This is a genomic window from Bacillus paramobilis (assembly GCF_038096195.1).
Lineage (GTDB): Bacteria > Bacillota > Bacilli > Bacillales > Bacillaceae_G > Bacillus_A > Bacillus_A mobilis.
Genome location: NZ_CP151108.1, coordinates 986,958 through 1,000,635 on the forward strand (window position 1 = coordinate 986,958; position 13,678 = coordinate 1,000,635).

11 protein-coding genes and 1 other annotated feature are annotated in these 13,678 nt (G+C 38.0%); all 11 genes read left to right on the plus strand.

Features of this window, described 5'->3' with window-relative positions; genetic code table 11:
• The first annotated feature begins 59 nt into the window (after positions 1 to 59).
• The 11 genes from hemB (at position 60) to mreC (ending at position 13,670) form a co-directional block, all read left to right on the plus strand.
• Positions 60 to 1,049 (plus strand): porphobilinogen synthase, encoded by a 990-nt coding sequence (gene hemB / locus AABL52_RS05155; RefSeq protein WP_001087079.1) that lies wholly within the window; start codon positions 60 to 62, stop codon positions 1,047 to 1,049.
• Positions 1,049 to 2,338 (plus strand): glutamate-1-semialdehyde 2,1-aminomutase, encoded by a 1,290-nt coding sequence (gene hemL / locus AABL52_RS05160; protein ID WP_000712933.1) that lies wholly within the window; start codon positions 1,049 to 1,051, stop codon positions 2,336 to 2,338. The genes hemB and hemL overlap by 1 nt, the downstream gene beginning before the upstream one ends.
• Before the next feature lie 109 nt (positions 2,339 to 2,447).
• On the plus strand, positions 2,448 to 3,431 hold the full coding sequence (spoVID, locus tag AABL52_RS05165) for a stage VI sporulation protein D (protein WP_341519010.1): 984 nt from the start codon (positions 2,448 to 2,450) through the stop codon (positions 3,429 to 3,431).
• Between the two features lie 63 nt (positions 3,432 to 3,494).
• Positions 3,495 to 4,520, plus strand: a complete 1,026-nt coding sequence (gene ysxE, locus AABL52_RS05170) for a spore coat protein YsxE (RefSeq protein WP_000366996.1) — start codon at positions 3,495 to 3,497, stop codon at positions 4,518 to 4,520.
• A gap of 120 nt (positions 4,521 to 4,640) precedes the next feature.
• Positions 4,641 to 4,872: a binding site (T-box leader), on the plus strand.
• Positions 4,873 to 4,910: 38 nt separating this feature from the next.
• Positions 4,911 to 7,556, plus strand: a complete 2,646-nt coding sequence (locus AABL52_RS05175) for a valine--tRNA ligase (protein WP_336181924.1) — start codon at positions 4,911 to 4,913, stop codon at positions 7,554 to 7,556.
• Between the two features lie 92 nt (positions 7,557 to 7,648).
• Positions 7,649 to 8,950: a bifunctional folylpolyglutamate synthase/dihydrofolate synthase gene (locus AABL52_RS05180; RefSeq protein ID WP_000582051.1), complete on the plus strand. Its 1,302-nt coding sequence runs from the start codon at positions 7,649 to 7,651 to the stop codon at positions 8,948 to 8,950.
• A gap of 165 nt (positions 8,951 to 9,115) precedes the next feature.
• Complete coding sequence (locus AABL52_RS05185) at positions 9,116 to 10,078, plus strand: stage II sporulation protein B (protein ID WP_097844031.1); 963 nt, start codon at positions 9,116 to 9,118, stop codon at positions 10,076 to 10,078.
• 221 nt (positions 10,079 to 10,299) lie between these two features.
• The gene (locus AABL52_RS05190; protein ID WP_001226279.1) at positions 10,300 to 10,875 is read left to right on the plus strand and encodes a Maf family protein; all 576 of its coding nucleotides are present in this window, start codon (positions 10,300 to 10,302) and stop codon (positions 10,873 to 10,875) included.
• A 47-nt stretch (positions 10,876 to 10,922) separates the two neighbouring features.
• Positions 10,923 to 11,600, plus strand: coding sequence for a DNA repair protein RadC (radC, locus tag AABL52_RS05195; protein WP_001013378.1), 678 nt, complete (start codon positions 10,923 to 10,925; stop codon positions 11,598 to 11,600).
• A gap of 157 nt (positions 11,601 to 11,757) precedes the next feature.
• Positions 11,758 to 12,777, plus strand: coding sequence for a cell shape-determining protein MreB (mreB, locus tag AABL52_RS05200; RefSeq protein ID WP_000466737.1), 1,020 nt, complete (start codon positions 11,758 to 11,760; stop codon positions 12,775 to 12,777).
• A gap of 41 nt (positions 12,778 to 12,818) precedes the next feature.
• Positions 12,819 to 13,670 carry a rod shape-determining protein MreC gene (mreC, locus tag AABL52_RS05205; RefSeq protein WP_098872234.1) on the plus strand — a complete coding sequence of 284 codons (852 nt, stop codon included), beginning with the start codon at positions 12,819 to 12,821 and terminating at the stop codon, positions 13,668 to 13,670.
• Positions 13,671 to 13,678: the final 8 nt, after the last annotated feature.

Here is a 13,678-nt window from a genome sequence, read left to right on the forward strand (position 1 = left end):
AGTAGGGTCTTACTGCCCGCAAATAGCGGGATAAAATAAAAGAATGGGGATAGAAATTTATGAACTCTTTACAATTTAATCGTCATCGTCGCTTAAGACAAAGTGGTAATATGCGTGCGCTTGTGCGTGAAACGTTTTTACATACGGAAGATTTTATTTACCCTATTTTTGTATTAGAAGGAGAAAACGTTCGTAATGAAGTGCCTTCTATGCCAGGCGTATATCAAATGTCTTTAGATTTATTGCAAGCTGAAATGCAAGAGGTTGTTGATTTAGGTATTCGTTCTGTTATTGTATTTGGTTTACCTGCTGAAAAAGATGAAGTTGGATCATCAGCATATTGTGATCATGGAATTGTGCAACGTGCAATTCAACAAATTAAAGGTGAATTCCCTGAGCTAGTAGTAGTTGCGGATACATGTTTATGTCAATTCACAAGCCATGGTCATTGCGGTGTAATTGAAGATGGTATTATTTTAAATGACGAGTCTCTTGCGGTTCTTGCGAAAACAGCTGTCAGCCAAGCGAAAGCGGGAGCGGACATTATTGCGCCATCAAACATGATGGACGGATTTGTAACAGCAATTCGCCACGCATTAGATGAAAATGGTTTTGGGCATGTACCAGTTATGTCATACGCTGTGAAATATTCATCAGCATTTTACGGGCCATTCCGTGATGCGGCGCACGGTGCACCACAATTTGGTGATCGTAAAACATATCAAATGGACCCAGCGAACCGTATGGAAGCATTCCGTGAAGCAGAATCAGATGTAATGGAAGGGGCAGATTTCTTAATTGTAAAGCCAGCTCTTTCTTACTTAGATATTGTTCGTGATGTGAAAAATAACTTTAATTTACCAGTTGTTGCTTATAACGTAAGCGGTGAATATTCAATGATTAAAGCGGCAGCGCAAAATGGCTGGATTAATGAAAAAGAAGTTGTACTTGAAAAATTAATTAGCATGAAACGTGCAGGAGCAGATTTAATTATTACGTATCATGCGAAAGATGCAGCAAGATGGTTACAAGAAGGAGGCGCTAAATAATGAAAAAGTTTGATAAGTCGATTGCGGCGTTTGAAGAGGCGCAAGATTTAATGCCTGGAGGCGTAAATAGCCCAGTTCGTGCCTTTAAGTCTGTTGGTATGAATCCGTTGTTTATGGAGCGTGGAAAAGGCTCTAAAGTATATGATATCGATGGAAATGAATACATCGATTACGTATTATCATGGGGTCCTTTAATTCATGGTCATGCGAATGATCGTGTTGTGGAAGCTTTAAAATCTGTTGCTGAAAGAGGGACAAGCTTCGGTGCTCCAACGGAAATTGAGAATGAATTAGCGAAACTTGTTATTGAGCGCGTACCATCAATTGAGATTGTACGTATGGTTAACTCAGGAACAGAAGCGACAATGAGTGCGCTACGTTTAGCTCGTGGTTATACAGGTCGTAACAAAATTTTGAAATTCATCGGTTGTTACCACGGTCATGGTGATTCGTTATTAATTAAAGCGGGTTCTGGTGTGGCGACGCTAGGTTTACCAGATAGCCCTGGTGTACCAGAAGGTGTAGCGAAAAATACGATTACAGTAGCCTATAACGATTTGGAAAGTGTGAAATACGCTTTCGAACAATTCGGTGATGATATTGCTTGTATAATTGTAGAACCAGTAGCAGGGAATATGGGTGTTGTTCCTCCGCAACCAGGATTTTTAGAAGGTCTTCGTGAAGTAACGGAGCAAAACGGTGCATTGCTTATTTTTGATGAAGTCATGACAGGATTCCGAGTTGCTTATAATTGTGGACAAGGTTATTACGGTGTAACACCTGATTTAACTTGTTTAGGTAAAGTAATCGGTGGTGGCTTACCAGTAGGAGCATACGGTGGTAAAGCAGAAATTATGCGACAAGTTGCACCGAGCGGGCCGATTTACCAAGCAGGTACTTTATCAGGTAACCCACTTGCAATGGCAGCAGGTTATGAAACGTTAGTACAGTTAACGCCAGAATCATATGTAGAATTCGAGCGTAAAGCTGAAATGTTAGAAGCTGGCTTACGAAAAGCGGCTGAAAAACATGGCATTCCGCATCATATTAACCGTGCGGGTTCTATGATTGGTATCTTCTTTACAGATGAACAAGTTATTAATTACGATGCAGCAAAATCTTCAAACTTAGAATTCTTTGCAGCTTACTATCGTGAAATGGTAGAGCAAGGTGTGTTCTTGCCACCATCTCAATTTGAAGGCTTATTCTTATCGACAGCACATAGTGATGCAGATATTGAAGCGACAATTGCAGCGGCTGAGATTGCCATGTCAAAATTAAAAGCTTAATCGAATAAAGAAAATCGCTCTCCATAAGGGGGGCGATTTTTTTTATTCATAAAGTCAGCTTTCCGTACATAAATCTGTAATGACATATAGTTTGGGAGGGGGAAAAGAAGTGGTAACAGATCATTCATTACGTTTTTCATTAAAAGAATCTGTTTGGTTCCAAAAAGGACAGGAAGTCGAAGAACTTTTGTCAATTTCGTTAGATCCAGACGTTGAGATAGAAGAGCTTGATCATGAAGTTATCGTGAGAGGGCAATTAGATTTAACGGGAGAGTATGTTGCAAGGCAAGATGATTCGGCTTATTCATTAAGAGATCTATCACCGGCGAAGTCAATTGATTATGTGGAAACAAGAGAAGATGGGGTTAATGAACTTGTTCATTCCTTTCCGCTTGAAATATCAATTCCGAGAAACCGTGTGAAAGTAATTGAAGAACTATATGTATCTATCGAGGAATTTGATTATGAATTAAAGGAAAATGGTTGCTTACAATTATTAGCGGATATATCTATAACTGGTTTATGTGATGAAGAAAGAATTGAGGATGAAGAGGAAGAAACGGCGTATGCTGAGTTAGAAGATGATGCAGCGCAAGAGTATGAAACTAGACCGACGCCACAAGTAGAAGAACCAGCTTATAAGGAATCAGATGAGTGGGAAGATTACGCATTTGAACCGTTCCAACTAGAAGAAAGAAAAGAGCAGGAAGTAGAGGAAGAGGAAATAGAAGAACATGAATTTGTAGAGCGTGAAGAAGAGAAAGAAACAACGCCGCAATTTGAATTGTTCGGACGAAAAGATTTTAAGAAAGAGAAAGATAAAAAGAAAAAGCAAGAAGAGCAAGAAGAAGAAGCGTATTCACAGCGAGATGAAAATGCGCTATATTTAACGAAATTATTTACGAAAGAACCGGAAGAAGAATTTACAAAGTTAAGAATGTATTTCGTGCAAGAAGGAGATACGATCGAATCTGTTGCAGATCGTTATGAAACGTCTGTACAAAACTTATATCGTGTCAATCAAACAGAAGATATATATTTAACAGCAGGGCAAATTATTTATATTCCCGTTTCAAGGGCAAAAGCGAAATAAGTGAGTGTTTTTCACTCACTTATTTTCCTAAAGGCTATGTTTTGAATAGAAAGGGTTATTCGTATGGATATGGAATTACGAAATCGCTATGAACCCATTGTAAGGCAATATAGATTGGATACGCAGCATATGGAAGAGCACGGAAGCGTAACGAAAATTTACACGAATCAAGGTCCATATGCGCTCAAGAAAATAGAAGGCAGAAAGTTAGAGCGGAATAACTTTCTGCACCATATTCAATATTTGAAAGAGAAAGGTTTTTCAAATTATGTACCTATATACCATGCGACGGATGGAAATTATATTTTAAGTGATGGTACGTATAATTATTATTTAATGCCTTGGTTAGAACGTGCGGAAGGGAACGGTGAGGATAATGATCAATACCATAAAATGTTCCAGACTCTCGGAGCGTTGCATCAAAAAACGGTAAAAGAAGAAACGTATACAGAAGAAGATTTAGAGAAACATTATACAAATATATCCGATCGTTGGGAAAATGATGGTGAGATGTTAGAAGAGTTTCTTGTAGAATCTGAAGCGAAGTGGTATATGTCTCCGTTTGAATTGCAATATTGTACGTACTATCATCATGTCATGAGGGCGCGTGAGTTTGCAACGAAGCAATTAAATGAGTGGAACGATGCGATGAAAGAAAAAGAAAAAACACGCATTACTTTTGTGCATGGTAACGTATCACTTAATCACTTTTTATTTGATTATGAACGGAATGGCTATTTTATTAGTTTAGAAAAATCGAAGTTTGCAACACCTGTGCAAGATATAGTAGGGTTTTATTCTCGGTCTTTAAACACGTATCCAATTGCGCGAAGTGATCGGTTTGAATGGTATCAAATGTACCAAAAAAATTTCCCTTTTACGAAAGAAGAGCAACTACTCATGTTTGCGTATATGACGTATCCATCGCAATTTATTCGGCAAATCCAGTCTTATAAGAAAAGAAGAGAGAGTCGTAATGAGGAAAATGAACTCCTCGGAGTAAAGAGCTTACAACAATCGCATTGGCTCGTTAGCAATATAGAATATTTCCTTTCGCAATTACAAGCTGCCCAGCAAGGGAACGGATAAAAAGATAAGTAGCATCCTCTACTTATCTTTTTTGTGCGTTAAAAAATTCGTAGTCTTAAATTTATCTTGACGAATAGGGTTTCGTTTTTTACACTATTGTATATAATAATTAACAATCATATAAATGCCTTGAAGGGGAAGAGTATAACAAGAAACGTCTTCAGAGAGGAGAATCATTAGCTGGGAGATTCTCTAGATAGTTATGTTAGAAGGTAGCCCTGGAGCATCTTTTCTGAACGGAATAGTTCTCATTAGGAAAAGACGGATTTGTCCGTTATCAAATTAAGAGTATAAGCAAATTCTGAATTTGTTTGTAAATAAAGGTGGTACCGCGATGTCCCTCGTCCTTTTTTGGATGAGGGGCATTTTTTATTTTAAGGAGGGAAAATAATGTCAAACACGGAAAAGAATTTACCAACTAAATATGATCATATGTCCGTTGAAGAAGGCCTTTATCAGTGGTGGTTAGAAGGCAAATATTTTGAAGCAACAGGAGACGAGAAGAAACAACCGTATACAATTGTAATTCCACCTCCGAACGTAACTGGTAAGTTACACTTAGGTCATGCTTGGGATACAACTCTTCAAGATATTTTAACTCGTACGAAGCGTATGCAAGGATACGATGTATTATGGCTTCCAGGAATGGACCATGCGGGTATCGCAACACAAGCGAAAGTAGAAGGGAAACTTCGTGAAGAAGGTATTTCACGTTACGATCTTGGCCGTGAGAAGTTCCTTGAAAAAGCTTGGGAGTGGAAAGAAGAATACGCGTCTCACATTCGTCAACAATGGGGGAAAGTTGGTTTAGGACTAGACTATTCTCGCGAACGTTTCACATTAGACGAAGGTTTATCTGATGCAGTTAATAAAGTATTCGTTCAATTATATGAAAAAGGCTTAATTTACCGCGGTGAATATATTATCAACTGGGACCCAGCAACACGTACAGCCCTTTCTGATATTGAAGTAATTCATAAAGAAGTTCAAGGTGCATTCTACCATATGAACTACCCATTAACAGATGGTTCTGGTCATATTCGTCTTGCAACAACTCGTCCAGAAACGATGCTTGGTGATACAGCAGTAGCCGTTCATCCAGAAGACGATCGTTACAAGCATTTAATCGGAAAAACAGTTACACTTCCAATCGTAGGCCGTGAGATTCCGATTATTGCTGATGAGTACGTAGAAAAAGATTTCGGAACAGGCGTTGTAAAAATTACACCAGCTCATGACCCGAATGACTTTGAAGTAGGTAACCGTCATGACTTACCACGTATCTTAGTAATGAACGAAGATGGATCGATGAATGAAAAGGCTGGTAAGTATAACGGCATGGATCGTTTCGAATGTCGTAAAGCGTTAGTAAAAGACTTACAAGAAGCGGGCGTATTAGTAGAAATCGAGCCTCATATGCATTCAGTAGGTCATAGTGAGCGTAGTGGTGCAGTTGTTGAGCCTTACTTATCAACACAATGGTTCGTAAAAATGGCTCCACTTGCTGAGAAGGCAGTAGAGCTTCAACAAAAAGAAGAAGAGAAAGTAACGTTCGTACCAGAGCGTTTCGAAAACACATATTTACGCTGGATGGAAAACATTCACGACTGGTGTATTTCTCGTCAATTATGGTGGGGACACCGTATTCCAGCTTGGTACCATAAAGAAACTGGTGAAGTATACGTAGGTACAGAAGCGCCAGCAGATATTGAAAACTGGAATCAAGATAACGACGTACTTGATACATGGTTCAGTTCAGCGTTATGGCCATTCTCAACACTTGGTTGGCCAAATGAAGATGCAGCAGACTTCAAACGTTACTATTCAACAGATGCACTAGTAACGGGTTATGACATCATCTTCTTCTGGGTATCTCGTATGATTTTCCAAGGTTTAGAGTTTACAGGCGAGCGTCCATTTAAAGATGTATTAATTCACGGTTTAGTTCGTGATGAGCAAGGACGTAAAATGAGTAAATCTCTTGGTAACGGTATTGATCCAATGGATGTTATCGAGAAGTACGGTGCAGATGCAATGCGCTATTTCTTATCAACAGGAAGCGCACCAGGTCAAGATCTACGTTTCAGTATGGAGAAAGTAGAGTCTACTTGGAACTTCATTAATAAAATTTGGAACGCATCACGTTTCGTATTAATGAACATGGATGATATGAAGTATGAAGAAATCGATTTAACTGGTGAAAAATCAGTTGCGGATAAGTGGATTTTAACTCGCTTAAACGAAACAATCGAAAGCGTAACGCGTAACATGGATAAATATGAGTTCGGTGAAGCTGGTCGTTCATTATACAACTTCATTTGGGATGATTTCTGTGACTGGTACATTGAAATGGCGAAACTTCCACTATACGGTGAAGATGAAGCAGCTAAGAAAACAACTCGTTCTATTTTAGCTTACGTATTAGACCAAACAATGCGTCTATTACACCCATTCATGCCATTCGTAACAGAGAAGATTTGGCAACATTTACCACATGAAGGTGAATCTATTACAGTAGCAGCATGGCCAACAGTTCGCGAAGATTTACAAGATACAGAAGCTGCGGCAGAAATGCACCTTCTAGTTGATATCATTCGCTCTGTTCGTAACATCCGTGCGGAAGTTAATACGCCAATGAGCAAAAAAGTTCAAATGCAAATTAAAGCAAAAGATGAGGCTATACTTGCTCAACTTACAAAAAACAGCTCTTACATTGAGCGTTTCTGTAACCCAAGCGAATTAATAATTCAAACGGATTTACAAGCGCCAGAAAAAGCAATGACTGCAATCGTATCAGGTGCAGAGTTATTCTTACCGTTAGCTGATCTTATCAATCTTGATGAAGAGAGAGCACGTCTTGAGAAAGAATTTGAGAAGTTCGACAAAGAAGTAGAACGTGTACAGAAGAAACTTTCAAACCAAGGTTTCGTAGCGAAAGCTCCTGCAGCAGTTATTGACGGAGAGCGTGCGAAAGAGCAAGACTACCTAGAAAAACGTGAAGCAGTTCGCCAACGTCTAGCAGATCTTGAGAAATAAAATGTTTTTTAGGGACTCACTATATTGGTGAGTCTCTTTTCTTTGCGTATAATAGGAGTATGAAGGTTGTCTTTTGAAAGGGGAAAGCATACGTGATACATACATACGAAGAAGCGATAGGGTGGATTCATAGCCGATTGAAGTTTGGTATTAAACCAGGATTAGAAAGAATGAGATGGATGCTAGAAGAGCTTGGAAATCCAGAGCGTCACATAAAATGTGTTCATCTTGCTGGTACAAATGGAAAAGGTTCAACGTTAACATATATGCGCTACATGTTAGAAGATGCAAAATATAAGGTAGGAACATTTACATCTCCTTATATTGAAACATTTAACGAACGTATTAGTGTGAACGGAACACCAATTGCAGATGAAGAGATTACTGAACTGGTAAAGATGGTAAAGCCAGTCGTTGAAAAACTAGATGAGACGGATTTAGGGGAAGCGACTGAGTTTGAAATTATTACTGTTATGGCAATTTGTTATTTCGGTAAAGTTAATTTCTGTGATGTTGTTTTATTTGAAACAGGGCTTGGAGGGCGCTTTGATTCTACGAATGTTATTCATCCTGTTCTCACGATTATTACAAATATAGGCCACGATCATATGCATATTTTAGGAAATACACTAGGAGAAATTGCATATGAAAAGGCGGGGATTATTAAGTCTGGTGTTCCGGTTATTACTGGTGTACAAGATGAGGAAGCATTGCAAGTCATTCAAAAGGTTGCAAAGGAAAATCATGCAAACTTATACGAGATGGACAAGCATTTTACAGCGTTACATAAACAGTCTAGCGAAGAGGGAGAACAGTTCGATTTCACTTGTCCTTTCGCCACTTTTGAAGATTTGCGAATCTCAATGAAAGGTAGTCACCAAGTAGGAAACGCAGCACTTGCACTTATGGCAGTCATGTATGTCAAAACATACTTATCATTTTTAATTGAGGAAGAAGAAATAAGAACTGGATTACAGGAAGCGTATTGGATTGGGCGCTTTGAAAAACTGCAAAGTAATCCAGATATTATTATAGATGGTGCCCATAACCCAGAAGGTATTGAAAGTCTTGTGAAAACAGTAGAATCACATTACAAAGATAAAAATGTAATAGTTTTATTTACTGCCCTTGGTGATAAACAGTTGCATAATATGGTAGGTCAATTAGAAACAATTGCCGATGAAATTATTTTTACAACATTCGCCTTTGATCGTGCTATTTCTGCTGACAAGCTTGCATCGTATTCAAAGAAAGAGTCAAAATTAGTTTTTGAAAATTGGAAAGAGGCAATTGATACGAAGGTTGAAATGATTGGAGAAAATGATGTTTTTATCATAACAGGTTCTCTTTATTTTATTTCGGAAGTTCGAAAATATATTCGCGAGAAAAACTAGATAGTCTTTGCTATCTAGTTTTTTTGTTCTACAAATGAAGTCAAATGCATACATATAAGATAAATATATAGGGTTATTTGGCGAATTCCTCTGACAAATATCTCGTTTTTTTGTGAAATGAATATGATATGATGCGGACAACGATAAGAGGTGAGGTGTGAGTGTATGGACAAGCAATCACGAACGATCTCAGTGAAAGTGAATGGAACAGAAGCGAAGTATGAGGAGAAGAAGAAAGATGAATTTGAATGGATGGTAGTAGAAAGTGAAAGACCGAAAAACGTTGTTCCGTTTCAAAAAGCGAAATTGGTGTCTAAGGAAAAAAAACGAAAGAAGTGGAGCAATACGTTAATTGCAATTGTTGCAACTGCGATTGTTATTGGTACGGCGTTTGGGATGGGAATGCTACAGTTACTTAAAGGACAAGGTGCGACAGGGGGAAGCGAAGTAACAGCTTCGAAGCAGATGCGAAATGAAGAATCAAAGGTGGGCGGAACGGCAGAACAAACACCGGCATCAAAAGAGGAAAAACAAAAAGCACAGACAGGAACGTCATTAGATCCAATGAAATTATTTTTTGTTCAAGGAGGGATTTATTCTTCCGAAGAAAAGGGACAGGCTGCTCTTGAAGAGTGGAAAGGTAATGGAGGCGTAGTAGCTTTAAAACCGAGCGGTGATAAGTATGCATTAGTTGTTGGTATTGCTAGTGATGAACAAGGCATAAATCAATTAATGACGCAGTATAAAAATGATAATGTCTCTGTATTGAAAAAGAACTGGGATATAACAGATAAAGCGTTACTTAAAGATGATAAAGAAGTTGGTGCGTTTTTAATAAAAGTACAGCCATTATATACTCATTTAGCAAAATATGCTTCTAGCGTACAAGCTAGTGGAAAAAGTAATGCAAAAGATATAGGTGCGATTGAAAAAGAGTGGAAAGCAATTGAAAAAGAAGGAAAAAGTATGAAGCAGGAAGAAGCAAAGAAATTGTATATGTATACGTCAGTAGCTGTGCAAACAGTGAAGGATGGAAAAGGTGATAAGGAATCTTTGGCGAAATTAAATCAAGTTATTATTGATGGTATGCTTTCGTATGAAAAAATTGTTTCACAAAAGGCGAAATGATAGGATAATGAAATGACGAAGGAAGAAGTATAGGTACTTCTTTCTTTTCTTTTGAATTTAGAGCAAAGTGCTTTCTCTATGACAGGACTATAATCGTATTTTAGTAAAGAAATATTATTTTGCTTAGAGAAAATAATATTTCTTTCATTTGTGGACAAACTATTCCTTTGATACGATTGATGTAAATGATTCTGCTTCATGTGAGAAAGGAAGGAGAAAATATGAGAAAAATTATTTTAGCATCAGGGTCACCTCGCAGGAAGGAATTGCTTGAGTTAGCGGGTGTACCATTTGAAATCATTGTAAGTGAAGTAGAAGAAACGATAGGTGCGTATTCCTCACCTTCTGATATTGTTATGTCCCTTTCCCTGCAAAAAGCATCTGCGGTAGCAGAAAATAACAGTGATCATATTGTGTTAGGTGCAGACACAATTGTTACATATGAATCGCGTATTCTTGGAAAGCCTTCTAATGAAGCTGAGGCGAAAGAAATGTTGCAATTATTATCAGGGAAAACACATGAAGTGTATACTGGGGTTGCAATTATAACAAAAGACAAAACAGTCACTTTTTACGAGCGTACAGAAGTTACGTTTTGGGAATTAACAGAAGAGGAAATTGATGCATACGTTGCATCAAAAGAGCCTCTTGATAAAGCGGGAAGTTATGGAATTCAAGGTAAAGGATCTATTTTTGTTCAACATATTCAAGGGGACTATTATAGTGTAGTCGGTTTACCAATTTCACGTCTTGTTCGGGAATTAAAACAATTTAATATTGATGTAACCCATGCGTAAAATTGCATGGGATTTTCTTTGAGAGAACAAATAAAAGGGGTGGAGAAATGAACGGTATTCGTGATGTTGTCAAAGAAGAACAGCCACGGGAGCGTTTATTGTTAGAAGGAGCTGGAAGTTTATCGAATCGGGAGCTTCTTGCGGTGTTACTCAGAACAGGTTCTAAAGAAGAAACAGTTTTAAAGTTATCAGATAAAATTTTACATCACTTTGATGGTTTACGTATGTTGAAAGATGCAACGTTAGAAGAGCTTGTCAGTATACATGGTGTTGGGATTGCAAAGGCAGCCCAGCTTATAGCTGCTTTTGAACTTGGTAGAAGAATGGTACGTTTAGAATATCAAAATAGATACAGCATTCGAAGCCCAGAAGATTGTGCGAGATATATGATGGAAGAAATGCGCTTCCTGCAGCAGGAGCATTTTGTATGTTTATATTTGAACACAAAGAATCAAGTTATACATAGGCAAACGATTTTCATTGGAAGTTTAAACACATCAATTGTACATCCAAGGGAAGTTTTTAAAGAAGCGTTCCGCCGTGCAGCAGCCTCTATCATATGTCTTCATAACCACCCTTCAGGAGACCCCACGCCGAGCCGAGAGGATATTGAAGTAACAAAACGCTTAGTAGAATGTGGCCAGATTATCGGAATTGAAGTGCTTGATCATATTATAATAGGTGACCATAAATTCGTGAGTTTAAAGGAAAAAGGTCATATTTAAGACTATGCTTTTTACTTATTTTGTTTTATAATGTGATTTATGAGTTTTTTGTAGAAATTTATCTACAAGAAGGATAAAGATATAAAAAACGTACTGTTTTTATAATATAAAGTAAGAAAAAATGAGTCCGTGAAAACAAGAAAGGAAGATAAATAATATGTTTGGATTTGGTGGCTTTACTCGCGATCTTGGAATAGATTTAGGAACTGCGAACACGCTTGTATATGTAAAAGGAAAAGGTGTAGTTTTACGTGAACCTTCAGTAGTAGCGTTACAAACTGATACGAAACAAATCGTTGCTGTAGGTAGCGATGCAAAACAAATGATTGGTCGTACACCAGGAAACGTTGTGGCACTTCGCCCGATGAAAGACGGTGTAATTGCTGATTACGAAACGACAGCAACAATGATGAAATACTACATTCAACAAGCTCAAAAATCAAATGGATTCTTCTCACGTAAACCATACGTAATGGTTTGTGTACCGTCTGGTATTACAGCTGTAGAAAGACGTGCAGTAATCGATGCGACTCGTCAAGCGGGTGCTCGTGATGCTTATCCAATTGAAGAACCATTTGCAGCAGCAATTGGTGCAAACTTACCTGTTTGGGAACCAACTGGTAGCATGGTTGTTGATATCGGTGGTGGTACAACAGAAGTTGCAATCATTTCTTTAGGTGGTATTGTAACAAGTCAATCAGTTCGTGTTGCTGGTGATGATATGGACGATTCAATCATTCAGTACATTAAGAAAAGCTACAACTTAATGATTGGTGAAAGAACAGCTGAAGCATTGAAATTAGAAATCGGTTCTGCAGGCGAGCCAGAAGGTATCGAGCCTATGGAAATTCGCGGTCGTGATTTAGTAAGTGGTTTACCAAAAACAGTACTAATTCAGCCAGAAGAAATCGCAGATGCATTAAAAGATACAGTAGATGCAATTGTAGAATCTGTTAAAAATACGTTAGAGAAAACTCCACCTGAATTAGCGGCAGACATTATGGACCGTGGTATCGTATTAACAGGTGGCGGAGCATTACTACGTAACTTAGATAAAGTGATTAGTGAAGAAACAAATATGCCAGTTCTTGTTGCAGAAGACCCACTAGATTGCGTAGCAATTGGAACGGGGAAAGCATTAGACAATATCGATCTTTTCAAAACTGCTGCTCGATAATATTGCAAAATAAAAATCAATGAAATTAAGAGGGTGTGAACGTGCCACAGTTTTTCTTAAACAAAAGATTAATTGTTTTGTTAGTTAGTATTATTCTTCTCGTGGCATTGATTGGAATCTCATTGAAAGAACGGAACAGTTTAACATGGCCAGAGCAGTTTGTTAAAGACACTGTCGGTGTTGTAGAACGTGTATTCCAAAAGCCAGCGAAATACGTAGCTGGATTCTTCGAAAATGTAGAGGATGTAAAGCGCACGTATGAAGAGAATAAAGAATTAAAAGCAAAATTAGATAACTATGCAAAGTTATCAGGTGACGTAAAGCAATTAGAAGATGATAAAAAGAAGTTACAAGAGTTAACGGGTAAAAAAGAGTTGCCTAGTGATTATACTGAAATTCCAGCTACTGTCGTTTCTCGTAACCCGGATAAATGGTACGATTTAGTTGGAATTGATAAAGGTGCACAGCAAGGAATTAAAAAAGATATGGCTGTAGTAACTTCACAAGGTCTAGTTGGACGAGTGAAAAGCGTATCTCAGTTTACATCATCAGTAGAATTGCTAAGCTCTATGAGCCGAACGAATCGTGTTTCTGCTATCGTACAAGGTGATGAAAAAATCTTTGGATTGATTGAAGGTTACGACAAAGAAAAGCACTTACTTCTTTTCACAAAGATTGGCTCTGATGCAGATGTAAAAACCGACCAACTAGTAGTAACATCTGGACTCGGTGATATTTTCCCGAAAGGTCTTGTAATTGGAACAATCGTTGATGTTCAGCCAGATCCATACGGTTTAACAAAAACAGCTTATGTAAAACCTGCCGCTGATTTAAATGACGTAGAGCATATTATGGTTGCGAAACGTGCAATGCCTTCAGCGCCATTAGAATAGGAGGGAGA

Coding starts and splice junctions, on each gene's coding strand:
- hemB (WP_001087079.1), top strand. CDS start 60: ATGAACTCTTTACAATTTAATCGTCATCGTCGCTTAAGACAAAGTGGT.
- hemL (WP_000712933.1), top strand. CDS start 1,049: ATGAAAAAGTTTGATAAGTCGATTGCGGCGTTTGAAGAGGCGCAAGAT.
- ysxE (WP_000366996.1), top strand. CDS start 3,495: ATGGATATGGAATTACGAAATCGCTATGAACCCATTGTAAGGCAATAT.
- AABL52_RS05175 (WP_336181924.1), top strand. CDS start 4,911: ATGTCAAACACGGAAAAGAATTTACCAACTAAATATGATCATATGTCC.
- AABL52_RS05185 (WP_097844031.1), top strand. CDS start 9,116: ATGGACAAGCAATCACGAACGATCTCAGTGAAAGTGAATGGAACAGAA.
- AABL52_RS05190 (WP_001226279.1), top strand. CDS start 10,300: ATGAGAAAAATTATTTTAGCATCAGGGTCACCTCGCAGGAAGGAATTG.
- radC (WP_001013378.1), top strand. CDS start 10,923: ATGAACGGTATTCGTGATGTTGTCAAAGAAGAACAGCCACGGGAGCGT.
- mreB (WP_000466737.1), top strand. CDS start 11,758: ATGTTTGGATTTGGTGGCTTTACTCGCGATCTTGGAATAGATTTAGGA.